At 31.4% G+C, this 26,076-nt stretch carries 24 protein-coding genes, 1 pseudogene and 1 other annotated feature; of the genes and pseudogenes, 18 read left to right on the forward strand and 7 right to left on the reverse strand.

Annotated features, from left to right (window positions below; genetic code table 11):
- Positions 1 to 156 precede the first annotated feature (156 nt).
- From RWM24_RS06580 to rpmH, 6 genes are all read right to left on the reverse strand, one after another.
- Positions 157 to 378, reverse strand: coding sequence for a hypothetical protein (locus RWM24_RS06580; protein ID WP_314112680.1), 222 nt, complete (start codon positions 376 to 378; stop codon positions 157 to 159).
- Between the two features lie 117 nt (positions 379 to 495).
- Positions 496 to 1,347, reverse strand: coding sequence for a helix-turn-helix domain-containing protein (locus RWM24_RS06585; protein ID WP_314112682.1), 852 nt, complete (start codon positions 1,345 to 1,347; stop codon positions 496 to 498).
- A 342-nt stretch (positions 1,348 to 1,689) separates the two neighbouring features.
- The gene (gene jag, locus RWM24_RS06590; protein ID WP_314112684.1) at positions 1,690 to 2,430 is read right to left on the reverse strand and encodes an RNA-binding cell elongation regulator Jag/EloR; all 741 of its coding nucleotides are present in this window, start codon (positions 2,428 to 2,430) and stop codon (positions 1,690 to 1,692) included.
- 70 nt (positions 2,431 to 2,500) lie between these two features.
- A complete protein-coding gene (gene yidC, locus RWM24_RS06595; protein ID WP_314112686.1) occupies positions 2,501 to 3,316 on the reverse strand; it encodes a membrane protein insertase YidC in 816 nt (271 codons plus the stop codon).
- Positions 3,300 to 3,686 (reverse strand): ribonuclease P protein component, encoded by a 387-nt coding sequence (rnpA, locus tag RWM24_RS06600; protein WP_314112688.1) that lies wholly within the window; start codon positions 3,684 to 3,686, stop codon positions 3,300 to 3,302. Before rnpA ends, yidC begins: the two co-directional genes overlap by 17 nt.
- A gap of 65 nt (positions 3,687 to 3,751) precedes the next feature.
- Entirely contained in the window at positions 3,752 to 3,886 is a 135-nt protein-coding gene (rpmH, locus tag RWM24_RS06605; protein WP_006703104.1) for a 50S ribosomal protein L34, read from the reverse strand.
- A 517-nt stretch (positions 3,887 to 4,403) separates the two neighbouring features.
- On the opposite strand from rpmH, the gene dnaA reads away from it, so the two are divergent.
- The 18 genes and pseudogenes from dnaA (at position 4,404) to RWM24_RS06695 (ending at position 25,061) form a co-directional block, all read left to right on the forward strand.
- Positions 4,404 to 5,771 (forward strand): chromosomal replication initiator protein DnaA, encoded by a 1,368-nt coding sequence (gene dnaA, locus RWM24_RS06610; protein WP_314112690.1) that lies wholly within the window; start codon positions 4,404 to 4,406, stop codon positions 5,769 to 5,771.
- A gap of 183 nt (positions 5,772 to 5,954) precedes the next feature.
- Positions 5,955 to 7,112, forward strand: a complete 1,158-nt coding sequence (gene dnaN, locus RWM24_RS06615; protein WP_314112692.1) for a DNA polymerase III subunit beta — start codon at positions 5,955 to 5,957, stop codon at positions 7,110 to 7,112.
- 228 nt (positions 7,113 to 7,340) lie between these two features.
- Complete coding sequence (gene yaaA / locus RWM24_RS06620) at positions 7,341 to 7,586, forward strand: S4 domain-containing protein YaaA (protein WP_020991435.1); 246 nt, start codon at positions 7,341 to 7,343, stop codon at positions 7,584 to 7,586.
- Positions 7,573 to 8,682: a DNA replication/repair protein RecF gene (gene recF / locus RWM24_RS06625; RefSeq protein ID WP_314112695.1), complete on the forward strand. Its 1,110-nt coding sequence runs from the start codon at positions 7,573 to 7,575 to the stop codon at positions 8,680 to 8,682. The genes yaaA and recF overlap by 14 nt, the downstream gene beginning before the upstream one ends.
- Before the next feature lie 23 nt (positions 8,683 to 8,705).
- Positions 8,706 to 10,643: a DNA topoisomerase (ATP-hydrolyzing) subunit B gene (gyrB, locus tag RWM24_RS06630; RefSeq protein WP_314112697.1), complete on the forward strand. Its 1,938-nt coding sequence runs from the start codon at positions 8,706 to 8,708 to the stop codon at positions 10,641 to 10,643.
- 24 nt (positions 10,644 to 10,667) lie between these two features.
- Positions 10,668 to 13,220, forward strand: a complete 2,553-nt coding sequence (gene gyrA / locus RWM24_RS06635; RefSeq protein ID WP_006703110.1) for a DNA gyrase subunit A — start codon at positions 10,668 to 10,670, stop codon at positions 13,218 to 13,220.
- Between the two features lie 199 nt (positions 13,221 to 13,419).
- A complete protein-coding gene (locus RWM24_RS06640) occupies positions 13,420 to 14,172 on the forward strand; it encodes an ABC transporter ATP-binding protein (RefSeq protein ID WP_314112700.1) in 753 nt (250 codons plus the stop codon).
- Complete coding sequence (locus RWM24_RS06645) at positions 14,153 to 15,772, forward strand: hypothetical protein (protein WP_314112702.1); 1,620 nt, start codon at positions 14,153 to 14,155, stop codon at positions 15,770 to 15,772. Before RWM24_RS06640 ends, RWM24_RS06645 begins: the two co-directional genes overlap by 20 nt.
- Before the next feature lie 58 nt (positions 15,773 to 15,830).
- Positions 15,831 to 16,067 (forward strand): hypothetical protein, encoded by a 237-nt coding sequence (locus tag RWM24_RS06650; protein WP_314112704.1) that lies wholly within the window; start codon positions 15,831 to 15,833, stop codon positions 16,065 to 16,067.
- A gap of 179 nt (positions 16,068 to 16,246) precedes the next feature.
- Positions 16,247 to 16,472: a binding site (T-box leader), on the forward strand.
- 42 nt (positions 16,473 to 16,514) lie between these two features.
- Positions 16,515 to 17,648 carry a 5-methyltetrahydropteroyltriglutamate--homocysteine S-methyltransferase gene (locus RWM24_RS06655; RefSeq protein ID WP_314112706.1) on the forward strand — a complete coding sequence of 378 codons (1,134 nt, stop codon included), beginning with the start codon at positions 16,515 to 16,517 and terminating at the stop codon, positions 17,646 to 17,648.
- A gap of 87 nt (positions 17,649 to 17,735) precedes the next feature.
- Positions 17,736 to 18,488 (forward strand): annotated as a pseudogene (locus RWM24_RS06660) (cyclase family protein).
- Between the two features lie 18 nt (positions 18,489 to 18,506).
- Positions 18,507 to 19,646, forward strand: coding sequence for a 5-methyltetrahydropteroyltriglutamate--homocysteine S-methyltransferase (locus tag RWM24_RS06665; protein WP_314112708.1), 1,140 nt, complete (start codon positions 18,507 to 18,509; stop codon positions 19,644 to 19,646).
- Between the two features lie 175 nt (positions 19,647 to 19,821).
- Complete coding sequence (gene rpsF / locus RWM24_RS06670; protein WP_314112710.1) at positions 19,822 to 20,127, forward strand: 30S ribosomal protein S6; 306 nt, start codon at positions 19,822 to 19,824, stop codon at positions 20,125 to 20,127.
- 36 nt (positions 20,128 to 20,163) lie between these two features.
- Positions 20,164 to 20,667 carry a single-stranded DNA-binding protein gene (gene ssb, locus RWM24_RS06675; protein ID WP_314112712.1) on the forward strand — a complete coding sequence of 168 codons (504 nt, stop codon included), beginning with the start codon at positions 20,164 to 20,166 and terminating at the stop codon, positions 20,665 to 20,667.
- 19 nt (positions 20,668 to 20,686) lie between these two features.
- Positions 20,687 to 20,929 carry a 30S ribosomal protein S18 gene (gene rpsR / locus RWM24_RS06680; RefSeq protein ID WP_006703119.1) on the forward strand — a complete coding sequence of 81 codons (243 nt, stop codon included), beginning with the start codon at positions 20,687 to 20,689 and terminating at the stop codon, positions 20,927 to 20,929.
- 180 nt (positions 20,930 to 21,109) lie between these two features.
- Positions 21,110 to 23,143, forward strand: a complete 2,034-nt coding sequence (locus RWM24_RS06685) for a DHH family phosphoesterase (RefSeq protein ID WP_314112715.1) — start codon at positions 21,110 to 21,112, stop codon at positions 23,141 to 23,143.
- Positions 23,144 to 23,155: 12 nt separating this feature from the next.
- The gene (gene rplI, locus RWM24_RS06690; protein ID WP_314077768.1) at positions 23,156 to 23,608 is read left to right on the forward strand and encodes a 50S ribosomal protein L9; all 453 of its coding nucleotides are present in this window, start codon (positions 23,156 to 23,158) and stop codon (positions 23,606 to 23,608) included.
- Between the two features lie 172 nt (positions 23,609 to 23,780).
- Positions 23,781 to 25,061, forward strand: coding sequence for an ISL3 family transposase (locus RWM24_RS06695; protein WP_314112716.1), 1,281 nt, complete (start codon positions 23,781 to 23,783; stop codon positions 25,059 to 25,061).
- 504 nt (positions 25,062 to 25,565) lie between these two features.
- Here the strand turns inward: RWM24_RS06695 and rlmH are convergent.
- Positions 25,566 to 26,045 carry a 23S rRNA (pseudouridine(1915)-N(3))-methyltransferase RlmH gene (rlmH, locus tag RWM24_RS06700; RefSeq protein WP_314112717.1) on the reverse strand — a complete coding sequence of 160 codons (480 nt, stop codon included), beginning with the start codon at positions 26,043 to 26,045 and terminating at the stop codon, positions 25,566 to 25,568.
- Positions 26,046 to 26,076: the final 31 nt, after the last annotated feature.

A 26,076-nucleotide genomic window follows, 5' to 3' on the forward strand; every position in this document is an offset into this window, starting at 1 on the left:
CGCAATCGCTTAAAATGCGAACGTTCGTTAACAGTGTTTATAATTTACCATAGCTAGCGTTAGTTTTCAAGTACTTTTATATAAAATTTTCATTTTTTTACATCCGTGAATTGTCAAGTCAAGTGCAACAAACACTAGCTTCATATATCATTAAATTTACTCTTCTTTTTTATCTTCAATTGGCTCAAGCCATTCTTTTTTGATATTTTTTTCAAGATTTTTTTTTCGTTGATCTTCTTCCAATTTTGGCATCATAATAAAAGTATCACCAAAACTATCAAAATCATATTCTTCCTCTAATGATGGTAATTCAATATCTTCCGGTAAAATTACTTTTTCTTTTTTTAGAAATTCATCTTTATTAAATCTTAAACCCATTTTTTTCACTCCTTCTTCTCTATTATATGTTTCTTTTATTAATTTTCAATCATTTATTTTTAACTAAAAAACACTCCAAGCTTAGAGGCTATTTCTAAAACTTGAAGTGTATGAATTTTAATTTAAAGATTCACTTAATTTTTCTATTTCAATTAATAAATCATCATGAGAATTAATTCTTGAAAATGCTGCTGCATCATTTAACAATAACTGAACTTCTTGGATATCCGCATTACTTTCTAGTGCATTTACTGCTAATTGATAATGTAATCTACCTAAATAATAAGTAATATGAAATTGACTACACAACTCAATTCCTCTTTTTAGTAACTCATTACTTTTTTTATAATTTTTATTATTTGAGAAGAACATAGCACTATGATATAAAACCATTAAAACTCTCCAAACATCTTCCATTTTTTCTAGTTGATGTTTTTCTGATTCATGAATTGCTTTTGAAAAGTAATATTCTGCTTTTTCAATATCTTTTTGTTGATGGTAGACTAAGCCTAAACCAGTGTATGCTAGGTGAATATAAGTATCATCATTTTCGTATTGTTCTGCTAGTATTTTATTAAAGTAGAACAAATCATCTTCCATTTCTTTACCCTGTAATACTTGAGTAAAGCCTCTTAAATAAAGTAGGTGAATTTTTTGTTCATCATTTAACTGTTCAACTTGAACCGTACCGATTAATTTTTCAGCCAATTCATAATCCATCGTTACAATACTTTCTTCTATTTTTTCTAGAAGTTTATTAATTGCAACTTCTTTCGTATTGACACTTGCAAATAAGTCCCCCACATCTAATTGCAATCGTGCGCACAATTGACTTAAAATTTTCATTGATGGAATTTGACCATGATTTTCAAAACGACTTAATGTTGCTTGAGTACAGATTCCATGACTTAATTCTATTTGAGATAAGCCTTTTTCTTTACGGCGCCTTATAAAAACTTGAATATCCATACTATTATTCTCCTAACTTTTAATTTTTTTTATTATACATCTTTTTTAGGAATTTTTCCAGTTAATGTAAATATTTTTCTTATATAAAAAATGTTGTATATTTTATATAAAATACAAATATTTATCATTGTCTTCTCCCTAAAGACACTGCGGACAATTCATTTTAACCTGATTCGTTAAAAGTTTCAACCTTTTATATAGGATTTTTACAAGTTTCTTTCAATTTTATAGTTTCTTATTTCTACTTATAGTTGTTCATTTTGTTTTATTCCTCCGAATTTATCGTTTTTCTATTTTCATCAAAATAAAAAGACTGGAATTCAATCCAGTCTCATTTCTAATTTAATCTGCAATTTCTACAACTAAATAACGATGTGGTTCTTTACCTTCTGAATGAGTAGAAATACGTTTATTTTTACTTAAGTATGCATGAATTTGTTTTCTTTCATATGCCGGTAATGGTTCTAAATATACCGGTTGTTTTGTTTTTAAAACACGGCGTGCTGTTCTTTCAGCAATTTGTTGTAAAGCTTCTGTACGACGTAAACGATAATCCCCTACATCTACTTGCACAGACATTCTTCCTTTTACAAAACGATGAACTGAAACTTGTGCCAATACTTGTAAAGCATTTAATATTTTTCCATATTTACCAATTAATAAACCTGGTTTTTCTGTTTCAAATACAAAATTCATTTTTTCTTTTTGTACTTCAACATGAACTACACTTGGTGCTCCATAAATTTCTGCAATTTGTTCTAAATAAGCCTTTGTAACATGAGCAGCTTCTTCAATATGATTATCTAATACTTCAACTGATTCATCAGATTCTGTATAGTTATCTTCTAAGTCAAATTCTTCTTCATAAGATTCTTCTACTTCTTCAATAACTTCTTCTTGCTCAATTTTTTCTTTAACAGTAATTGATACTACAGCATCTTTTTGTCCGAAACCAAATAATCCTTTTTTTCCTTCATCGATTACTTCAATTTCTACATCATCTTGTGTTAATTGTAGTTGACGTAATCCTTTTTGGATAGCTTTTTCTACTGAAGCATCATTTACTCGAATCGTTTGTGTCATCTTCTATATCCTCCATATTGCAAATTTACATGTATTATCTCATGTTCTTTGAATCTGAACAAGTCTATTATTAATTTTTGCCATGTTTTTTCTTTGCTTTTTCCAAAGCTTTTTCACGACGACGTTTTTCATGTGCAATAGCTTTTTGTTCTGCAATAAATGTAAATGGATTATTCATAATTAATGTTTGAATAACCATAAAGATATTCCCTACAACCCAATATAATGATAACGCACTTGGGAATGTTAAAGCTGTAAATCCAATCATTGCTGGTAAAACGAATAACATGATTTTTCCAGCTGCTCCACTATCTTGCATTTTCATTGTTAACCAAGAAGTTACATAAGTTGTAGCAACTACTAAAATTGGTAAAATGAAAAATGGATCTGGTAAATCTAAATTAAACCATAAAAAAGATCCTGTTTTTAAAGCTTCTGTACGACTAATTGCTTGATATAAAGCAATCATTACAGGTAATTGAATCGCTACCGGTAAACATCCAGCATATTGATTCACACCTTCTCTTTCATATAAAGCTGAAATTTCTTCTCGTAAAATTTCTTGTGTTTGATGATCTCGAGCAGAGTATTTCTCACGAAGTTTATTAATTTCAGGTTGTAAAATAGCTGTTTGTCTTGTTGTTTTATATTGGAAATGCATAATTGGTATTAATACAATTCTTGTTATGATTGTAAAAATAATAATTCCTAAACCATAACTATTTCCAAAAATATGAGATAAAGTAATAATAAATTGTGATAAATTATAAATAATCACTCGATCCCAAATTCCTGTACTTTCTGCTGTTACAGGTGTTGTACTACATGCTGCTAAAAATAATGTTAAAACTGCTAATGTTAAAGCTAATTTATGCTTTTTCTTCACTTAATTCCCTACTTTCTCCATTATAATCATCTTTTATTAAAATCTTTCCTAATTTTAATACATGCATCATACATTTTTTTAATTCTTGATAATTCATAGATACTACAGGTTTACGTGCGATCACGATAAAATCAATCTCTGACTGTAATTGTGGCTTTAGTTCTGTTAATACACTTCTTATCAATCGTTTTATACGATTTCTGACAACTGCATTTCCTAATTTTTTACTCACAGAAATTCCTACTCTAAAATGAGATTGATTCGATTTATTGATTTGATAAACCACAAATTGACGATTCGCTACTGAATTTCCATGATGAAAAACTTTTTGAAACTCTTGCTCTTTCTTTACTCGATAAGACTTACGCATACACTCACCTTTATCTAAGTTTTTAAAACATTTATAAAAAAAAGATCACTGAGACGTTCAGTGATCTAAGCTGCTAAAACTTTTCTACCTTTACGGCGTCTGCTTGCTAATACTCTACGGCCATTTTTTGTACTCATACGTTTACGGAAACCGTGAACTTTTTGACGTTTACGTTTGTTTGGTTGATATGTTCTTTTCATAACTTCTTGCACCTCCTAGTTCTGTGTCATGTCTAACTATCCTAGACAGTCTACATCATTATAATGATATTCTCTAACAAAGTCAATACTTTGTTTCTTGCATCACTGTACTGGAGTATCATACCATATTTTATTCAAAATACCTAGTAAAATTATTTTTCTTTCAATAGTTATCCACAATTAGTTTTATAAACTTTTTAAAATTTAAGCTTTATCCTCAGAATTTCCACAATTTTTTAACAAATTCAACCCCTGTTTACAAAGAATTATCCACAAATTGTGGATAATGTGGATAACCTTTTAAATCCTTTCTAGCTATTGAGTTTTACTTATGAACAACTCCTGTGAATAAGTGAAATTTTAAGGATTCATTTTTAATTTATCCACAAAACTGTGGATATTTTTTTCTTAATTCACTCTATTTTGTTAAAATAAGATTTTCTGTGGAAAACTTTTTAAAAAAATGCTACACTTACTCATAGATTTTAATCTTATTTATCCCCAAGGAGGTGTTTTTATGAATCCATTAGATGAATTTTGGAAAATTTTATTAGCTCATTTTGAAAAAACAAATTCAGATTTTACGATTAAACACTGGATTATGCCTGCAAAATTATTAAAAATTGACCAAAATTATCTATATATTCAGGTTCCTTCTCAAACATATGCAAATTTCTGGGAAGATAATTTATTAATGGATGTAATGGAACGTGGATATGATTATTTCAGAAAATCATTTGAACCAAAATTTATTATTTCTGAAGAACAAGAGTATACTTCAAAACAAACATTCTTGGAATCTACTCCACAAATTCCTATTAATGAAGAAACGAAAGAAATTTCTCAAAATATTTATTTAGAAGATGATTCGCTCTTAAACCCTAAATATACATTTGATTCATTTATCATTGGTAAAGGAAATCAAATGGCACATGCTGCTGCTCTAGTTGTTTGCGAAAGACCTGGGCAATTATATAATCCTCTCTTTTTCTATGGTGGTGTTGGATTAGGAAAAACTCACTTAATGCAAGCAATTGGAAATCAATATAAATTATTAAATCCAAATGCAAGAGTTAAATATGTAACTAGTGAAGCTTTTACAAATGAAATGATTACTTCATTAAGAACAAATACTCAACAAGAGTTTAGAGATTATTATCGTAATGTAGATTTATTATTAGTAGATGATATTCAATTTTTTGCTGAAAAAGAAGCAACTCAAGAAGAGTTTTTCCATACATTTAATGCACTCTTTAATAATCAAAAACAAATTGTATTAACAAGTGATCGACAACCTACAGAAATTAAAGCTTTACAAGAACGTTTAGTTTCACGATTTGTTTCGGGTCTTCCAGTTGATATTACTCCACCAGATCTTGAAACAAGAATTGCGATTTTATCTAAAAAAGCGGAAGCTGTTGGAATTGATATTACTACTGATACACTAAGCTATATTGCTGGTCAAATTCAATCCAATGTCCGTGAATTAGAAGGTGCTCTTGTCAGAGTTCAAGCTTACTCTGCTACTCATGGAGAAGATATTACAACGAATTTAGCAGCTGAAGCTCTACAAAACTTTATCCCAGGTAGTAAAGAAAAAATTGTATCCGTTCATGATATTCAAGAAGCGGTGGCACGTTATTACCATATCTCCCTCGAAGATTTAAAAGGTAAAAAAAGAACAAAATCCATTGTAGAACCTCGTCAAATTGCCATGTATTTAGCAAGAGAATTAACGAATAGTTCACTTCCAAAATTAGGGACAGAATTTGGAAAAGACCACTCTACTGTATTACATGCCTATGATAAAATTAATGAAGAATATAAGCTTCAAGGCGATATTACTAAAGCTGTTAATGATTTGAAGAAAAAACTTGGATTTTAAGATGTGGAAAACTACTCTATTTACTAAATAGTTATTCACAATACTTATCCACAATTAAAAATCTAGAAAATAATAGAAAATTGATACTTTTCCACAAAATTAACAGGCCCTACTACTATTACTATATTTATTATAAATAAAATTAAATTTAAAACAGACACATATACATTTAGGAGGCATAAAATGAAATTTTCAATTAATCGTCAAGCATTTTTAAAAAATTTAGCAGACGTTCAACGTGCTATTCCTTCAAAAACAACGATTCCAATTTTAACAGGAATTAAATTAGTTGTTTCTCAAGAAGGAATTACTTTAACAGGTAGTGATTCTGAAGTTTCTATTGAAATTTTTCTTCCAGTAGAACATGAAGAATTACAATTATCCATTCATGAAACAGGTTCAATTGTATTACCTGCTCGTTTCTTTGGTGAAATTATTAAAAAATTACCTCAAAATACATTTACTTTAGAAACAAATGACCAATTACAAGCAACGATTACAGCAGGAAGTGCTGCATTTACATTAAATGGCTTATCGGCTCATGATTATCCACAACTTCCAGAAGTAGAAAAAGATCATGTATTAACATTACCTGTTCCATTATTTAGACAAGTGATTTTACAAACATCTATTGCTGTTTCTACTGCTGAATCTCGCCCTATTTTAACGGGAATTCATATGGTTATTGCCAATAATCAATTAAAAGCTGTAGCAACAGACTCTCACCGATTGAGTCAAAGAATTATTCCTTTAGAAATGCCTGAATCAAGTAATGCATTAACATTTGAAATTACTTTACCAGGTAAAACATTAATTGAATTATCACGTATTATTGATGGTTTAGAAACGATTGATTTTGCAATTACTGAAAATCAAGTTCTTTTCCAAACAGAAACTCTTTCTTTCTACTCTCGTTTATTAGAAGGACGTTATCCAGATACAGATCGATTAATTAATGATCAATTTAATACAGCCATTACGGTTGTTGCGAGTGATTTAGTAGCAGCTGTAGATCGTGCTTCATTAATGTCACATACAGATAAAAATAATATTGCGACATTATCAATTAATGAAAATCGTATTTTATTAACAGGTAATTCGCCAGAAATCGGAAAAGTTGAAGAAGAAATTATGGTAGAAAATTATGAAGGTGCTTCATTAGATGTTTCATTTAATCCTGATTATTTAAAAGATGCGCTTCGTTTATTTGGTTCTTCAGAAGCAACGATTCAATTTTTAGAAGCGAATCGTCCATTTACATTGACATTAAAAGATAATCATTCCGATATTCCATATAGCTTTATTCAATTAGTGACACCAGTACGTACATTTAATGGATAAAAAATTTTCCATGATGATTTTGGTCATCATGGATTTTTTTTTTGCTTATTTTTAAAATTTTTAAAAAATCCTAGTAAATTTCATTTTTCCCTTTAAAAAAGGTTTTTTATTTATTTAATAAAAAAATGCAAAAATAGGCTAAATTTTTCAAAATCTTTGAGAATTCTCCAAAAAAAAGGTATAATACAGTAGTATGTGTATACCCAAATGAGAGAAAAGAGGAAAATCATGACAAAGATTGTAACGATCACAGAAGAATTTATTACATTAGGACAATTTTTAAAACATATTGATGTCATTACAACAGGTGGACAAGCAAAATGGTATTTGCAAGAAACAGTTGTATTTGTTGATGGTGAAATTGAAAATCGTCGTGGTAGAAAACTTTATGATAAAACACGTGTAGAAATTCCTGAAGAAGGCATTTTTGTTGTGAAAAGAGAATCTGAGGAAGTTATGGATGAGATTAGTTGAATTACAACTGAATCATTTCAGAAATTATGAGGAACTTTTTCTTGAATTTGGGAAAGGAGTTCATATTTTCATTGGTGAAAATGCTCAAGGAAAAACGAATTTAATGGAATCTATCTATACTTTGGCAATGACAAAAAGCCATCGTACTAATCAAGATCGAGAATTGATTATGTGGAATCAAGATGCTGCTACCATTAAAGGAAAAGTAGAAAAGAAAATTAGCAGTATTCCATTAGAAATTCGGTTTTCCAATAAAGGAAAAATAGGACGAGTCAATCATTTAGAACAAAAGAAACTTAGTTCCTATTTAGGACAGTTAAATGTCATTTTATTTGCACCTGAAAATTTAGAATTAGTGAAGGGTGCTCCTGCAAATCGCCGAAAATTCATGGATATGGAACTCGGTCAAATGAATCCTATTTATTTACATGAATTAGTAGAATATCAACGCCTTATAAAACAAAGAAATCATTATTTAAAACAATTAGCGATAAAAAAATCAACAGCTGATATTTATTTAGAAGTTTTAACAGAACAAGTCATTGAAAAAGCAAGTGCAATTTTAATCCATCGTTTAGATTTTATGGAACAATTGGAAGCTTTAGCGAAACCAATTCATGAACAAATTTCATTAGGAAGAGAAGAGTTTTCATTGAAATATCAAACATCCCTTTCGATTGAAAAAGGAATGTCTCAAGATGAAGTAAAAGAATTGTATCAAAAACAATTTGAAGCTGTACAAAAAAGAGAATTAGAACAAGCGAGTACTTTAGTCGGTCCGCATCGAGATGATTTGATTTTTTATTTAAATGATAAACCTGTTCAAAATTTTGGTTCTCAAGGGCAACAACGTTCAACTGTATTAAGTTTAAAATTAGCAGAAATAGAATTAATGAACATCGCTACTGGAGAATATCCAATTTTATTATTAGATGATGTGTTATCTGAATTAGATGATGATCGACAAACACATTTGATTAAAGCAATTGAAAATAAAGTACAAACATTCATAACAACGACTAGTTTAGATGGAATTCGTAAGCAATTTATTAATGAACCAATTGTATATCCGATTCATCAAGGTCAAGTTCAATGAAAAATGGAGTGTGAGAAGAGAAAATGACAGAAGAAAATAAAGAAGTTCTTGCTGCACAATATGATGCCAGTCAGATTCAAGTATTAGAAGGATTAGAAGCTGTACGTAAACGTCCAGGGATGTATATTGGTTCTACAAGTAGTGCTGGTTTACATCATTTAGTATGGGAAATTGTTGATAACTCAATTGACGAGGCTTTAGCAGGATTTGCGACTCATATTGAAATTGAGATTACACCTGAAAACCATATCCGTGTTACAGATGATGGACGTGGAATTCCAGTTGATATTCAAGAAAAAACAGGACGTCCTGCTGTAGAAACGGTATTTACGGTGCTACATGCTGGTGGTAAATTCGGCGGTGGAGGTTACAAAGTTTCCGGTGGTCTTCACGGGGTAGGTGCTTCTGTTGTTAATGCACTTTCTACAGATTTAACGGTTCAAGTTTTTAAAGATGGAAATATTTATGAACAGTCTTATAAACGTGGGGCTGTTTTAGAAGATTTAAAAATTGTTGGGCAAACTGATAAACATGGAACGAGTGTTTATTTTGTACCAGACCCAGAAATTTTCCAAGAAACAACCGTATATGACTTTGAAAAATTAGCGAATCGTGTACGTGAACTAGCTTTTTTAAATAAAGGATTAAAACTAACGATTACTGATTTACGAGTAGAAGAGCCTGTAGTAAAAACTTTTTATTATGAAGGCGGAATTAAAAGTTATGTTGAACATTTAAATAAGTCTAAGCAAGTATTATTTGAAGAACCGATTTATGTTGAAGGAGAACAAGATGGCATTCAAGTCGAAGTAGCTATGCAGTATACTTCAGGATACCATACGAATTTATTAAGTTTTACAAACAATATCCACACTTATGAAGGTGGAACACATGAATCTGGAATGAAAACCGCTCTTACTCGTGTTATTAATGATTACGCTCGTCGTCAAAAATTAATGAAAGAAAACGAAGAAAAATTAAGTGGGGAAGATGTACGTGAAGGATTAACCGCAGTTGTATCGATTAAACATCCTGATCCACAATTTGAAGGACAAACGAAAACAAAATTAGGAAATTCTGAAGCAAGAACGATTACTGATCGATTATTTGCGACTCATTTTGATAAATTCTTAATGGAAAATCCACAAGTCGCTCGTAAAATTGTTGAAAAAGGAATTTTAGCTTCTAAAGCTCGATTAGCGGCAAAACGTGCACGTGAAGTAACTCGTAAAAAATCAGGTTTAGAAATTTCTAATTTACCAGGGAAATTAGCGGACTGTTCAAGTAATGATCCAAGTGTTTCAGAAATCTTTATCGTCGAAGGAGATTCTGCGGGAGGTTCTGCAAAACAAGGACGTTCTCGTCACTTCCAAGCGATTTTACCAATTCGAGGGAAAATCTTAAACGTTGAAAAAGCATCATTAGATAAAATTTTAGCCAATGATGAAATTCGTTCTCTATTTACTGCAATGGGAACAGGATTTGGTGGAGATTTTGATTTATCGAAAGCTCGTTATCATAAATTAGTCATTATGACCGATGCGGATGTCGATGGAGCACATATTCGAACATTATTAATTACATTATTCTATCGCTATATGCGTCCAGTAGTGGAAGCAGGATATGTTTATATTGCGCAACCACCTCTTTATAAATTAAAACAAGGAAAACAAGAGTTTTATATTCAAAATGATGAGGAATTAGAAGCAAAATTAAAAGAACTTCCTGCTAGTCCAAAACCACAAATTTCTCGATACAAAGGTTTAGGGGAAATGGATGCGGAACAATTATGGGAAACAACAATGAATCCTCAAAATCGTTCGATGTTACAAGTAACGGTTGAAGATGCTGCTGAAGCTGATCAAGTGTTAGATATGTTAATGGGCGATAAAGTAGAACCACGTCGTGAATTTATTGAAGCAAATGCGAAATTTATTGATGTGAATGATTTAGATATTTAATGATTGAAGAAGAGGAGAGACAACATGTCTGAGGAAAAAGATTTAGAATTTTTCGAAGAAAAATTCGAACCAACGGATTTAGCCAAAACGATGCGTAAATCGTTTTTGGAATATTCCATGAGTGTTATTGTATCTCGTGCGCTTCCTGATGTTCGTGATGGTTTAAAACCTGTTCACCGTCGTATTTTATATGGAATGCATGAATTAGGAGTAACACCAGATAAACCCCATAAAAAATCAGCTCGTATTGTTGGGGATGTAATGGGTAAATACCATCCACACGGAGACTCTGCGATTTATGATGCAATGGTTCGTATGGCACAAGATTTCTCATATCGTTATCCATTAATTGATGGTCACGGAAACTTTGGTTCTGTCGATGGAGATAGCCCAGCGGCAATGCGTTATACCGAAGCAAGAATGAGTAAAATTGCTTTAGAAATGTTACGAGATATTAATAAAGATACGATTAATTATCGTGATAACTATGATTCAACAGAACGTGAACCAGAAGTTTTACCATCTCGTATTCCGAACCTTTTAGTCAATGGAGCAACAGGGATTGCAGTAGGGATGGCAACGAATATTCCTCCACATCATTTAGGGGAAGTTATTTCTGCATTACATTTATTAATGAAAAATCCTGATGTTACAACAGCTGAATTAATGGAAGTATTACCAGGACCTGATTTTCCAACAGGTGGAATTGTATTAGGTAAATCTGGAATTCGTCGTGCTTATGAAACAGGTCGTGGATCGATTACGGTTCGTGGTCGTGTACAAATCGAAGAATTAAAAAATGGAAAAGAACGTATTATTATTACGGAATTACCATATATGGTGAATAAAGCTCGTTTAGTAGAACGTATTTCTCAATTGCATCATGAAAAGAAAATTGAAGGAATTACGTACTTAAATGACGAATCTGACCGTAAAGGAATGCGTGTTGTAATTGAAGTGAGAAGAGATGTTTCTGCTTCAGTCGTTTTAAATAATTTATACAAATTAACGCCATTACAATCAAATTTTGGATTTAATATGTTAGCAATTGTAGGGCAAGAACCAAAAATTTTAAGCTTAAAAGAAATTTTACGACACTACTTAAATCACCAAGAAGAAGTGATTCGTCGTCGTAGTATTTTTGAAAAGAAAAAAGCAGAAGATCGTGCTCATATTTTAGAAGGATTACAAGTAGCTTTGGATCATATCGATGCCATTGTTGCGATTCTTCGTAGTTCTGCTAGTGGTGATATTGCTAAAGAACGTTTCATGAATGAATATGGATTAAGTGATAAACAAGCTCAAGCTATTTTAGATATGAGAATGGTTCGCTTAACAGGATTAGAACGTGAGAAAATTGATGCAGAATATGCAGATTTACAAGCACTTATCAAAGAATTAAATGAAATCTTAGCAAGCGAAGAAAGACGTTATGAAATTATCGAACAAGAATTATTAGAAATTCAACAAAAATTTGATAATCCTCGTCGTACTGAATTATTAGTAGGAGAAGCTTTAAGTTTAGAAGATGAAGACTTAATCGAACAAGAAGATGTAGTCATTACATTAACGAAGAATGGCTATATTAAACGATTAGCAAATTCTGAATTTAAAACACAACGTCGTGGTGGGCGTGGTGTACAAGGAATGAGCGTCCATGATGATGACTTTGTAGAAAATATGATTTCATGTTCAACTCATGATTCATTATTATTCTTTACGAATACAGGTAAAGTATATCAAGCAAAAGGATATGAAATTCCAGAATACAGTCGTACTGCTAAAGGATTACCAGTCATTAACTTATTGAATATAGACTCAACTGAGAAAATTCAAGCAATTATTAGTGTACCGGAATCTGATGAAACAGAAAGATTCTTATTCTTTACAACTTTACGTGGAACTGTTAAACGTGTGAAATTATCAGACTTCAAAAATATTCGTACAAATGGATTACGTGCGATTCAATTACGAGAAGATGATCAATTAATTCGTGTAGTCGTAACAAGTGGTCAAGATGGCATCATTCTTGGAACTTACCACGGAAATGCTGTAACATTCCATGAAGAAAAAGTTCGTGCAATGGGTCGTACAGCAGCAGGTGTTAGAGGCGTATCTTTACGTGATGATGACTACGTGATTGGAATGGATATTTTAACACCTGAACGTGAAGTATTAGTCGTTAGTGAAAAAGGATATGGTAAACGTACTGCTGCCAGTGAATATGCCTTAAAAGGTCGTGGTGGTAAAGGGGTTAAAACTCTTCGTATTACTGAGAAAAATGGTCCTCTTGTATGCTTAAGAACTGTAACGGGTGAGGAAGATTTAATGATTATGACGAATAAAGGAGTAATCATTCGATTCCACGCTTCAGATGTTTCTCAAACAGGTCGTGGTGCTCTTGGAGTTCGTATGATGCGTTTAGATCAAGATGCTATTGTAAGTTCATTAGCCATTGTTGATCGTGAAGAGGAAGCGGAAGAAACGGTCACTTCATCAGAAGAAACAGTTGTTTCTGAAAAAGTAACCGAAAACTTACAAAACTTCGCACAAGAATTAGTAGACGAACAAGAATAAAACAATAAAAATAGACTTTTCTAAATGAGCAAAGGTGTTTAACTCACTTATATGCTATGAGGAAAAGTCTTTTTTCTATGGATGATGGAAATCCAAAAAAAATTAAGCAATCCTTTAGAAAAATCGGACTTTAGTCACTAGTAAAGCGCTATTTTTAGGTGTATAATCAGCGTAATTACAGGATGGGAGGAAATTTATCATGATTGAATTTAAACAAGCAACAAAAAAATATGGAGATAAAGTAGCTTTAAACAACTTAAACTTAACTATTGAAAGTGGAGAAATTGTTGGATTAATTGGACATAATGGTGCAGGAAAATCCACAACCATTAAATCATTAGTGAGTATTTTACCACTCACAAGTGGAACCATTGAAGTAGATGGTGTTCCTCTATCACAAGATCCATTAACAATTAAGAGAAAAATTGGATATGTAGCAGATTCTCCAGATTTGTTTTTACGTTTAACGGCTAATGAATTTTGGGAATTAATTGCAGTTTCTTATCAATTAACAATGAACCAAATAGAAGAAAGATTAACGTATTTATTAGAGTTATTTGACTTTACTCCTTATCGTTATGATGTGATTGAATCATTTTCTCATGGGATGAGACAAAAAGTATTCGTCATTGGTGCTTTGTTATCTGATCCAGATATTTGGATTTTAGATGAACCATTAACTGGTTTAGATCCACAAGCTGCTTACGATTTGAAAAAAATGATGCGTGAACATGCTGAAAAAGGAAAAACAGTATTATTTTCTACTCACGTATTAGAAGTAGCAGAACAATTATGTGATCGTATTGCGATTTTGAAAAAAGGCGAATTATTATTTTACGGTACAATCGAAGAGTTAAAAGAACATAATCCTCAAGAGTCTCTTGAAAGTATTTATTTATCTTTAGCGGGACGTAAGGAAGGAGAGACTGTCGATGAATCTGCAAGCTGTTAGAAAATTAGTGAAGTTGAATTTATTATATGCAGTTGCTCCTGCTCAATTAGCTGCTTATCGACAAAAGCAAGAAAAAAATCCACTGAAAAAAATCGATATTCCTAAGAAAATACTTCGTTCTCAACTTATGATTGGATTAATTTATATTGCTTTTTTTGGAGTTCTTAATTCTTTAGTGAACCCTATTGGAGAAAATCCTGTCCTATTTGCGAATATGATTAGTATTTTTAGTGCTTTTACATTTTCTCAAAGTTTTATTGCATTTTATAATGTATTTTACGAAAGTAAAGATTTAACTTCTTATCGACCTTATGCATTTAGAGAAGTAGAAATTATTCTTGGAAAAGCTATTTCTGTTATGATGGTCGCTTTAATGGGATTAGGCCCTATTATTGCTTATTTTATCGTTTTACCGATTCAATATGGAAAAGATTTTTGGTATACCATTCCTTTAATGATCATTAACTGTTTTATCTTATTAGTCTTTTTAGGAGTATTTATTTTTACACTCGTACATTATTTGACAAGTTTGTCATTTTTTAAGAAACATAAAAATATTATTTCGAATATTTTATTAGGGTTTGTTTCTATTTTTTCAGGTTTACTTTATATTTTAATTTCTAATCATAATATGGTTTCAATATTAACGAAACAGGAGAGAGCTTTCATTCCTCCTTTTGAAGCATTTTATGCGATGATTCTCCATCCATTATCGTTTGATGGAATGATTGGCTATATTGGTTGGATTGGAATTACAGTTCTCTTATTAGTAAATATTCACTATAAAGTATTGCCAACCTTTTATGAAAAAGCGATGGAAGTTAGTTCAATTCAACAATATTCTAAAAGGGTTCGTAGCTTTACATTGGATAATTTTTCAAAATTAGTGAGAAAATACCATATCCAATTAATAAAAGAAGGATCCATTATTGTTCAAGGAATCATTGCACCAAGCATTTTACCGTATTTGATGTTATTACCAATGATTTTTGGAATAATGAGAGAAGGAATTACTGTTACAGAATTTTTTACCTTCCGATTTTTACTTTCGTATTTATTATTTGCACTAATGTTTGCAATGACGAATTCCTTTGGAAATAACTTAACAAGTATTGGTTTTTCTTTAGAAAGAGAAAATTTTGAATATTTAAAAGTATTACCAATTGATATGAAAAAATATGCTCGTGAAAAATTCAAAGTCTTATTTTTAGCGCAATCTTCTGTGCCAATTCTATTATTAAGTATTGTATTATTAGTATTACGCATGCCAGTTTTATTAGTATTAGCTGTAATAGTTACTTGGTTTTCGCTTAGTTTTGGGTTATCAGCTTGGGGATTTGAAAGAGATTATCGACTACGTGTTCCTAATTGGAGTAATATTGTTGAACTACAAAGTCGAGGAAATAAATTTTTATTAGGGATTTTAATGTTTATTTTATTTATCATTTTAATTCTTTGTATAGTGGCATCTTTCCCAATTATTCACTTCCTTCCAGAAAATATTGGGTATACGATAGGTGCTGCAGCTTTTATTATTCTGAATGGACTAGGAATATTCTTTGGTGAATTTTATTTAAGAAAATTGAAAAAAGCTTTATAATTTTTGACTTATGTTTAAAATTTCAATATGATAATAGAAGAAAGGGGAATGGATAGAAATGACTGCTAAAGAAACATTAACGGCAATTACAAAACATTTAAACGAAGAACAAGTTTCTGTTTTATTAAGATATATTTATACTGTTTTCCCTGAAATTTCTGATGAGATGATTAATGAAAATGGTGAAGTAGTTGTAGATGAGTTTTATCAAAATATGATTCATCAAATTGATCCTAATGATAAAGGAGAAAAATATTCTAAAGAAGAATTATTAAAAGAATTAGGGATTGTTTAATTACTTTACTAAAAAAATATTTATATGATTTAAGACCATGGTGATATTGATATATAGGACTCCATAGTGAAAACTATGGAGTTTTTGTGGTTTATAATATAGTTTAAAACTATAATATAAGATAATAATTAGATAATTGACTAGAACAGTTTCTCCTGTTATTCTAAGTTCAGTTAAAGAAACGCACTATGAAAAGGTGAGTAGAGAAGGAAACTTGTTTAGAGAGTCTCGGTAGGTGAAAAGAGATCAAGATTGAATTTTTGAAGATGGCCTTGGAGTGTTAGATATTGAATGATTAAATATCTACGGGTAGCCCGATATAGCAAGAGTATAAAGATACTCAAAGAGGGAATTATTGCGAAATAATTCTAAAACAAGGTGGTAACACGAAATTTCGTCCTTGCAGTGAAAAACTGTAAGGATTTTTTATTTTAGGAGGAATATATTATGACAAAACAACAAGCACCATTTAGAGTAGATCACGTAGGAAGTTTCTTACGTCCAAAAGAATTAGTAGAAGCAAGAGAAAAATTTGCAAACGGTGAAATCACACGTGAAGAATTAACAGCAGTAGAAGATAAAAATATTCAAGAAATCGTAAAAAAACAAATTGCTGCTGGTTTACAAGGGGTAACAGATGGAGAATTCCGTCGTGCTTACTGGCATTTAGACTTCTTTTGGGGTTTTAACGGCGTAGAACATGTAGTAGGTGAACGTGGCTATTTATTTCATGGAATTGAAACAAAAGCTGATACCGCAGTACTTAAAGCACCGATTAATGGGAAAAATCACCCATTTGTTAAACATTTTGAGTTTTTAAGAGATTTAGTAAAAGAAGAAGATGTGATTGTTAAATTTACTATTCCTTCTCCTTCACAATTTTATTTTGAATTAATTCGTACACCAGAGCATGTTGCTGCTTGGGAAGCTGTTTATTCAACAACAGATGAATTATTCGAAGCTATTATTAAAGCTTATTCTGAAGTGATTCAAGATTTATATGATGCAGGATTAAGAACATTACAATTAGACGACTGTACATGGGGAGCTTTAGTAGACGATGGATTTGCAAAACGTTTCCGTGAAAATCGTCCATTAGAAGAAGTACGAAGAGAATTTGCTGCTCGTGCATTACGTTTAAACAATGGTGTTATTGCAAATGCACCTAAAGATTTAGTGATTAACACTCACGTTTGTCGTGGTAATTTCCATTCTACTTGGATTTCTCAAGGGGGATACAATAAAGTAGAAGATGAATTACTAGGTGGAGAAAATGTAAATGCTTATTATTTAGAATTTGATACAGACCGTGCAGGGGACTTTAAACCATTAGCAAAAGTTGGCACAGAGAAAAAAGTAGTTCTTGGACTATTAACATCAAAATTTGCTGATTTAGAAAATAAAGATGAAATTATTGCTCGTATTAAAGAAGCTAGTCAATATGTACCATTAGAAAATCTATACTTAAGTACACAATGTGGATTTGCTTCAACAGAAGAAGGAAATATCCTTACTGAAGAAGATCAATGGAAGAAAATTGCATTAATTAGTGAAATTGCACAAGAAGTTTGGGGAAAATAAACTTAGTATTATAAAACAAACAAAGGGCTATGGGGGAGATTTATTTTAATCCATAGCCTTCCATTTTTTTAGAAGGGAAGTGTCATAATGACAACATTTCAACAACAACTAACTCAAGCATTTAAAACATTAAAACAAGCAAAATGGGTGAATTTAAGCCATCAAATTGATGCCAATAGTCCTCATTTTCCTGCTTTGCCAGCATTAGAACAAAAAGATTTATTTACATTAAATGATGGTTTTCATGTACAACAATTATCAGTAGTGACTCAATACGGAACACATATTGATCCGCCTTGCCATTTTGTTGAAGGTGGACGATTCCTTGATGAATTAGAGTTAAAAGATTTACTGTTACCATTATACGTGATTGATCGTTCAAAAGAAGTAGCTGAAAACTCAAACTATGAATTAACAAAAGAAGATGTATTAGCATTTGAAGAAGAATATGGAGAAATTGAAACAGGTGCATTTGTTGCCTTTCGTAGTGATTGGTCACATCGTTGGCCAAGTTAAGATGCAATTCGTAATCTTGATGAAAATAGTGTTCAACAAACACCAGGTTGGAGTAAAGAAGCACTAGAATTTTTAATTCATGAACGTCATGTAAAAGCAGTAGGACATGAAACATTAGATACAGATTCAGGAGTTCATGCGGCGGCACATGGGTTAACAAATGAGTATTATTTACTAAGCCAAAACATTTATCAAGTAGAAGTATTAGCAAATCTTGATCAAGTTCCTGCAGTAGGTGCGGTTATTTCAGTATCTTATCCAAACTGGAAACGTACACCAGGTTCACCTGTGCGCGCAATTGCTTATTTACCAGAAGCTGAATAAAAGAAAAGAGGAATAAATATGTCAAATCATGAAAATTGTAATTGTTGTCAAAAAGCGCCTTTCCGCTTAGATCACGTAGGAAGTTTCTTACGTCCAGAAAGATTAAAAGAAGCACGTGCTAAATTTAGTGCTGGAGAAATTACTGCTGAAGAATTAGAACGTGTAGAAAATGAAGAAATTATTGCTTTAGTTGAAAAAGAAAAAGAGCTTGGTCTTCAATCCATTACAGATGGAGAATTCCGTCGTGCTTTCTGGCATTTAGATTTCTTAGAAAATTTAGATGGAGTGGAGTTAGTAGAAGTAGAACATTTCTCAGTTCAATTCAAAGATAAAGATGTAAAACCAAAAACTTTACGCATTGTTGGAAAAATTGATTTTTCAGAAAGCCATCCATTCGTAAAACACTTCAAATTCTTAAAAGAACATGCTGGAGATACACCGGTAAAATTAACGATTCCTTCACCAAGTATGTTGCATTTAATTACACAAGTACGTGAGAAAAACTATGTTCCAATTGATCGTTACAAAGATAATGAAGCATTATTCTATGATGATGTTGTAGCAGCCTATCGTAAAGCTTTACAATACTTCTACGACTTAGGATGCCGTAATATTCAATTAGATGATACAAGTTGGGGAGAATTCTGTGCTTTAGATAAGCGTGAAGCCTATGAAGCACGTGGTTTTGACCTAGAACAAATTGCTCGTGATTATGTAGACGTGTTAAACCGTGTAATTGAATGGAAACCAGAAGATTTAGTAGTAAATATGCATATTTGCCGTGGTAATTTCCGTTCAACATGGTTCTCAAGTGGTGGTTATGAACCAGTTGCTAAAACATTATTCGGTCATTGCCGTGTAGATGGATTCTTCTTAGAATATGATAGTGATCGTGCTGGAGATTTTACTCCACTTCGTTATATTAAAGACCAAAAAGTTGTATTAGGATTAATTACTTCTAAATCTGGTGACTTAGAAGATAAAGATGAAGTCATTGCTCGTATTAATGAAGCAAGCAAATACGTTCCTCTAGAACAATTATGCTTAAGTCCTCAATGTGGATTCTCTTCAACTGAAGAAGGAAATATTTTAACAATTGAAGCACAATGGGATAAATTAAAACTAATCGATGAAATCGTTCGTGAAGTTTGGGAATAATTTTTTAAACAGTATGTGGATTATTCTGCGTACTGTTTTTTATATAAAAAATAATGCAAAATCGTTGTCAGAATGCAATTTCTCTGCTATAATAATGGAACGTGAGTATTAGTATTAATACTCTCCTTGCTTGTTCAAAAGAATAAGCCAAAAGACCATAAGGAGGTGACAGTCAATGAGTCAAACATCAAAATACGAGATTTTATACATCATCCGTCCAAACATCGATGAAGCTGCTAAAGCTGAATTGGTTGCAAGATTTGATGCTGTATTAACAGACAATGGCGCTGTTGTTGTTGAATCTAAAGACTGGGCGAAACGTCGTTTTGCATACGAAATTAAAGATTTCCACGAAGGTATCTATCATTTAGTGAACATCACTGCTGAAGATGCAAAAGCAATTGACGAATTCGACCGTTTAGCTAAAATCAGCAATGACATCTTACGTCATATGATTGTTAAAGTAGAAGCATTTGCTTAATATTAAGTAAAACAAATCTTGAAAGGAGCAGATACTATGATCAATAATGTTGTGTTAGTAGGTCGTTTAACTCGACCAGTAGACTTAAAATATACTCCAAATGGAGTAGCAGTTGGAACTTTTTCAATTGCATGTGACCGCCGTTATACAAATCAACAAGGAACTAGAGAAACAGACTTTATTAGTTGTAGAGTTTGGAGAAAAGCTGCAGAGAATTTAGCGAAGTTTACTCGTAAAGGTTCATTAATTGGTGTTGAAGGACATATTGAAACTAGAAGTTATGACAATCAACAAGGACAAAAAGTGTATGTAACTGAAGTAGTCGTTGATAATTTTTCATTCTTAGAATCAAAAAATGTGACTGAACAACGTCCAGTAAATGATTCATATAATGGTTATTCACAACAAAATCAGTATCAATCACAAGGTGGTTTTAACACACCAAGTGCTCCTACATCATCATTTGGAAATGTTCCAGCAGACCCATTCTTAGCGAATGGAGAAGCAATTAATATTTCTGACGATGATTTACCATTCTAATCAAAAGGAGGATACCGTAATGGCTCAACAACGTAGAGGTGGCGGCGCTCGTCGTCGTAAAAAAGTTTGCTACTTCACTGCAAACCACATTACATATATCGATTACAAAGATGTAGAATTATTAAAACGCTACATTTCTGAAAAAGGTAAAATCTTACCACGTCGTGTAACAGGTACTTGTGCTAAATATCAACGTCTTTTAACTGTTGCTATTAAACGTGCTCGTATTATGGGATTATTACCATTTACAACAGTAGACTAATGAAGATAAAGGACTGGTTTTCCAGTCCTTTTTTCTATCAAAATGTTTCACGTGAAACATTAGAAGTTTTTCTCTGATGTTGGAGTAAATGTTTCACGTGAAACATTTTGAAAAAGTATGAAGGGTATTCCTTAGCTTTAAAATATGTTAAAATGTATATAGAAAGATGGTGATAAACATATGTTAAATCATTTTAAAGAATGGTATGAAAAACTTCCGTCTTATCTAAGAATTCCATCTGTAAAATATTATGGTGGTTCATTTATAATTCTTTTAAGTATTATGTGTATGATGAGTTTTATGATTCATCCTTGGTTAGGTTTTATAGTACTTATTTGGTTATGTTTGTTTGCCATTTTAACCTATTTTTCAATTCATATTATTTCAAAACGAATAAATGATTATGCAACTGATTTAGCATATCAAATTCGTAAAGGTGAGCAGGATGCTTATTTAAAAATGCCAATTGGTATGATTTTATATGATGAAAAAGAAAATATTAGATGGGTAAATCCATATTTACAGAAAAAACTTCAAAAACAAAATGTTATTGGAGTGCCACTAAAACAATTAAATGAACGATTATTTTATCAAGTGAAAAGACAAATTCAACAACACAAAGAAAAGGATATTTTTTCTCACGAAAATAAAAAATATCAAGTAATCGTACATCCAGATATTCGAATGATTTATTTAACGGATATTACTGAATATGCAAGTATTGAGGAAAAATATTATGAGGAACAAATCGTTTTTGGGCAAATATTTTTAGATAATTTTTCGGAAGTTTCCCAGTCATTAAATGATAGAAGAAAGTCTAATTTAAATAATTTTGTAACGAATCAATTATCCAGTTGGGCAATCCATCATAATATCTTTATGAAAAGAGTGGACGATGATCGATTTATCGCATTTTTAAATCGCAAATCGTTAGAAACTTTGGAAAAAGAAAAGTTTGATATTATGGATAAGATTCGTGAAACTACAGCAAAACAAAATTTTCCATTAACAGTTAGTATGGGCTTCTCCTATGCTGATAAAAATAATAATGATGTTAAATACCCAGAAATTGCATCGTATGCACAAGCTAATTTAGATTTAGCTCTTGGACGAGGTGGAGACCAAGTTGTTGTTCGTTCTCAAAATGAAGATGCACGTTTCTATGGTGGAAAATCTAATCCAATGGAGAAACGTACAAGAGTGAGAGCAAGAATGGTTTCTCAAGCATTGAAAGACTTAATGGAAGAGGCATCTGAAATTATTATAATGGGACATCAGTTCCCAGATATGGATGCTATTGGTGGATGTTTAGGAATTAGAAGAATTGCTAAAATGAATCAGAAAAAAGCGTGGATTGTCACGAATGAAAATCAGTTTTCTCACGATATTCATAAATTAATGGATGTAATTCGAGAACAAAAAGATTTACGAGAGGATATTATTACTCCAGAAGAAGCATTAGAAAAACTAACTCCGAATACATTAGTAATATTAGTTGATGTTAGTCGTCCGGTTATTGCTGCTGCTCCAGAAGTGTTAGAACAAGCAAATAAAATTGTAGTTATTGATCATCATAGAAGAAGTCAAGATTTTCCAAAAAATCCTGTGTTAGTTTATATCGAACCATACGCATCTTCTACAGGGGAACTAATTACGGAATTATTTGAATATCAGAATAACTATACAGAAAGTATTCAACCAATTGAAGCAACGGCTATGTTAGGTGGAATTATTGTAGATACAAGAAACTTTACATTAAGAACAGGTTCAAGAACATTTGATGCAGCAAGTTACTTAAAATCAGTAGGAGCAGATACAATCCTCATTCAAAGATTATTGAAAGAAAATGTAGAAACTTATTTATTAAGAAGTCATTTATTAAATTCATTAATTTTATTAGATAATAATATTGGAATTGTACAAGGAGAAGAAGATAATCCTTATCCTACAGTTGTAGCTGCACAAACAGCAGATATGATGCTTTCAATGGAAAATATTGATGCTTCATTTGTTGTTACAAAACGTGAAGATGGACGAATTGGTATTAGTGGAAGAAGTTTAGGAAATAAAAATGTACAACGTGTAATGGAAAAAATGGGCGGTGGTGGACATCTCTCAAATGCAGCTACTCAATTAAGTGATACAACAATTGAAGAGGCTGTTACACAATTAAAAGAAGTTATTTCTGAATTAGGAAATGAAATAGATTTATAGGAGGTTAGAAAAATGAAAGTTATTTTTCTACAAGATGTTAAAGGTAAAGGTAAAAAAGGAGATGTAAAAAATGTAGCAGATGGCTATGCACAAAATTTCCTTATTAAAAATGGTTTAGCAAAAGAAGCAACAAATGCTAGCTTGTCAACTTTAGCAGGTCAAAAGAAAGCTGAAGAAAAACATAATGCTGAATTATTGGCGCAAGCAAAAGAATTAAAAGAATTCTTAGAAAAAGAAGAAACAGTTGTAACAATTAAAGCTAAAGCAGGTGAAGATGGACGTTTATTCGGAGCAATTCCAGCAAAACAAATTGCAGAAGAATTCAATAAAACATTTAATTTATCATTAGATCGTCGTAAATTTGAATTAGCCGCTCCAATTCGTGCATTAGGTTTTGCTAGAGTACCTGTTAAATTACATCATGATGTTCAAGCGACAATGACTGTGAATATTGTTGCTCAATAATTTTAAGTTTTTCACTGATGAGGATAAATTTTGAATGAGTAAAGGCTGTGGAAATGGGTTGTTCGACAAATCCTGTTGGTGAGAAATCACCGACAGGATTTTTTACATGCAAAAAAGAGAAATCCGAGTTATGATTAAGTCGACCAAAACCAATCAAAGGAGGATTTCTCTCATGGACTATTGTATACGAAAATTACTAGGATTAACAGAAAAAAATTTTATTGCGGATGAAAATTGGTTAGAAACGGTGACAGAAAACCACGAAATTGTTCATAAAGTTAAAGGAACTTGGACAAATACTTGTACTTCTTGTCTATATTGTTCTAGCGAAAATATGATTAAACATTCTCCTATGGAACATAAAATTAGAATTCCACATCTATATGGGAATAAAACTATTTTAGATTTGAAGGTACAACGATTCATCTGTAAAGATTGTCGTAAAACTTGGGTTGCAGATTGCCCTCTTGTTCCTAAAAACAGTAATATTTCTTATGATTTAGAGTGCCAAATCATGTTATATTTAAAAGAAAATTTCTCTAGAAAAACTATTGCGAAGCTTCTTTCTGTTTCAGATAAAACGGTAGAAAGAGTGATGAAGAAGTTTAAAATAAAAACAATGCAACAATATAACTATTTACCTAAAGTGCTTTGTTTAGATGAATTTAGAGGCGTTAAAACTCAACAAGGGAAAATGAATTTCATTTGTTTAGATGGAGAAAATCGCCAATTAATTGATATTTTACCTGGTAGAACACTTCATGAATTGATTTCTTTCTTTATGAAGTTCTCCCGTAAACAACGTTTAAAAGTAAAATATTTAGTGATGGATATGAATGCTTCTTATCAAAACCTTATTAAAACAGTATTTCCAAACGCTGTTATCGTAGTAGATCGATTCCATATCGTTCAACATATGAATCGTAATTTTAATCAACTTCGAGTTGTAATTATGAAGCAATTCTCTGCTAAATCAACACAACAGAAGACATTGAAACGCTACTGGAAACTGCTGTTAAAACCAAGTGATGAATTAGATGAAGAAAAATTAAGGTATAATTATCACTTCAAAACCTATCTTACTCAAGCGCAATTAGTAGATAAATTATTGAGTTTTGACGAAGTGTTATCAGATGCATATGATTTCATCCAAGAACTTAGAAAAGCCTACAAGAAGAAAGATTATGAGGCATTTATGACATGTATAAAGGAGATTCCAAGACAATTACCTTATGAATTTAAGAAGAAGTTTGAAGTGTTTAAACGTTTTAAGGATGGAATTTATCAAGCCTTTACGAAAGGATATTCTAATGGATCTATTGAAGGAACGAATAACTTAATCAAAGTGATTAAACGTGTAGCATATGGATATCGAAATTTTGAGAATATGAAATTAAGAATTAAGATTATCAAAGGGTGTTTCTTTACCCCGGTCAATAGAAAGTCATTATGATTTAAGAAAGGTTGTATAGAGTCGTTTTAACTTGACAATGAGCCTCTATGGGCATGTTGATTTGGGGGAAGCGAAAAATAATATCAAATTTCACAGCCCCCAAACCGCTAATCGCGGATAACATGCCCCTACTCATTATAAAGTTAAAACTAGATTTCGTTCATAGTTATGTTTGTGGTTGATTGTTAAATAGATTAAATCGTTAATTTTCTTCCACCTTGTTCAGTTAAAATTAAAGACTTAATTTGGTGTTAAATTTTATCCACCAACAGAATTTGTCGATGAGCCTGGAAATGTTTTCCACAGCTTTTTTACATAACTTGTTAATTAATTCGCAAGTTGTTATAAATAAAAAACCACCGATTTCTCATCGGTGGAAAAAAGGATTAGAAATATTTATTTTGGGAGGATAAATAATCTTATTTGGGAATGACTAAAGTATAGTGGAAGAATATGAAGAATTTATGAAATATATTTATAGATTTTATTATAATTTATGAAAACTTATTTATGATACGCATGTCCTGCTGTAATTCGGAAAGAACGATAAATTTGTTCGACTAATACTAATCGCATTAGTTGATGAGGAAGAGTAATTCTTCCAAATGAAATTTTAGCATTCGCACGTTTTTTGACAGTATCACTTAATCCTAATGAACCTCCAATAATGAATGCAATAGAACTTTTTCCATTAATTCCATAATTTTCAATCTTTTCAGCTAATTGTTCTGAACTAATTAAATCCCCTTCAATAGCCATAGCAATAACGGTATCAGAATCCTTTATTTTTGAAAGAATCTTTTCTCCTTCTTTATCTTTAACTTGTTCCATTTCTTTCTCACTTAGATTTTCTGGAGCTTTTTCATCTGGTACTTCAATAAGTTGAAGTTTACAATAATTTCCTAATCGCTTAGCATATTCGTCAATTCCTTGTTTTAAATATTTCTCTTTTAATTTTCCAACACTAATAATCGTAATATTCATAAGAGTCTCCTTTAAAAAGTTTACGTTAGTA

Source organism: uncultured Granulicatella sp., assembly GCF_963516875.1.
Taxonomy (GTDB): Bacteria; Bacillota; Bacilli; order Lactobacillales; family Aerococcaceae; genus Granulicatella.

Bases quoted from the DNA above. Each gene is read 5' to 3' on its own strand.
- RWM24_RS06580 (WP_314112680.1), bottom strand. From the start codon at position 378: ATGGGTTTAAGATTTAATAAAGATGAATTTCTAAAAAAAGAAAAAGTA.
- RWM24_RS06585 (WP_314112682.1), bottom strand. From the start codon at position 1,347: ATGGATATTCAAGTTTTTATAAGGCGCCGTAAAGAAAAAGGCTTATCT.
- jag (WP_314112684.1), bottom strand. From the start codon at position 2,430: ATGACACAAACGATTCGAGTAAATGATGCTTCAGTAGAAAAAGCTATC.
- rnpA (WP_314112688.1), bottom strand. From the start codon at position 3,686: ATGCGTAAGTCTTATCGAGTAAAGAAAGAGCAAGAGTTTCAAAAAGTT.
- rpmH (WP_006703104.1), bottom strand. From the start codon at position 3,886: ATGAAAAGAACATATCAACCAAACAAACGTAAACGTCAAAAAGTTCAC.
- dnaA (WP_314112690.1), top strand. From the start codon at position 4,404: ATGAATCCATTAGATGAATTTTGGAAAATTTTATTAGCTCATTTTGAA.
- dnaN (WP_314112692.1), top strand. From the start codon at position 5,955: ATGAAATTTTCAATTAATCGTCAAGCATTTTTAAAAAATTTAGCAGAC.
- yaaA (WP_020991435.1), top strand. From the start codon at position 7,341: ATGACAAAGATTGTAACGATCACAGAAGAATTTATTACATTAGGACAA.
- recF (WP_314112695.1), top strand. From the start codon at position 7,573: ATGAGATTAGTTGAATTACAACTGAATCATTTCAGAAATTATGAGGAA.
- gyrB (WP_314112697.1), top strand. From the start codon at position 8,706: ATGACAGAAGAAAATAAAGAAGTTCTTGCTGCACAATATGATGCCAGT.
- gyrA (WP_006703110.1), top strand. From the start codon at position 10,668: ATGTCTGAGGAAAAAGATTTAGAATTTTTCGAAGAAAAATTCGAACCA.
- RWM24_RS06640 (WP_314112700.1), top strand. From the start codon at position 13,420: ATGATTGAATTTAAACAAGCAACAAAAAAATATGGAGATAAAGTAGCT.
- RWM24_RS06645 (WP_314112702.1), top strand. From the start codon at position 14,153: ATGAATCTGCAAGCTGTTAGAAAATTAGTGAAGTTGAATTTATTATAT.
- RWM24_RS06650 (WP_314112704.1), top strand. From the start codon at position 15,831: ATGACTGCTAAAGAAACATTAACGGCAATTACAAAACATTTAAACGAA.
- RWM24_RS06655 (WP_314112706.1), top strand. From the start codon at position 16,515: ATGACAAAACAACAAGCACCATTTAGAGTAGATCACGTAGGAAGTTTC.
- RWM24_RS06665 (WP_314112708.1), top strand. From the start codon at position 18,507: ATGTCAAATCATGAAAATTGTAATTGTTGTCAAAAAGCGCCTTTCCGC.
- rpsF (WP_314112710.1), top strand. From the start codon at position 19,822: ATGAGTCAAACATCAAAATACGAGATTTTATACATCATCCGTCCAAAC.
- ssb (WP_314112712.1), top strand. From the start codon at position 20,164: ATGATCAATAATGTTGTGTTAGTAGGTCGTTTAACTCGACCAGTAGAC.
- rpsR (WP_006703119.1), top strand. From the start codon at position 20,687: ATGGCTCAACAACGTAGAGGTGGCGGCGCTCGTCGTCGTAAAAAAGTT.
- RWM24_RS06685 (WP_314112715.1), top strand. From the start codon at position 21,110: ATGTTAAATCATTTTAAAGAATGGTATGAAAAACTTCCGTCTTATCTA.
- rplI (WP_314077768.1), top strand. From the start codon at position 23,156: ATGAAAGTTATTTTTCTACAAGATGTTAAAGGTAAAGGTAAAAAAGGA.
- RWM24_RS06695 (WP_314112716.1), top strand. From the start codon at position 23,781: ATGGACTATTGTATACGAAAATTACTAGGATTAACAGAAAAAAATTTT.
- rlmH (WP_314112717.1), bottom strand. From the start codon at position 26,045: ATGAATATTACGATTATTAGTGTTGGAAAATTAAAAGAGAAATATTTA.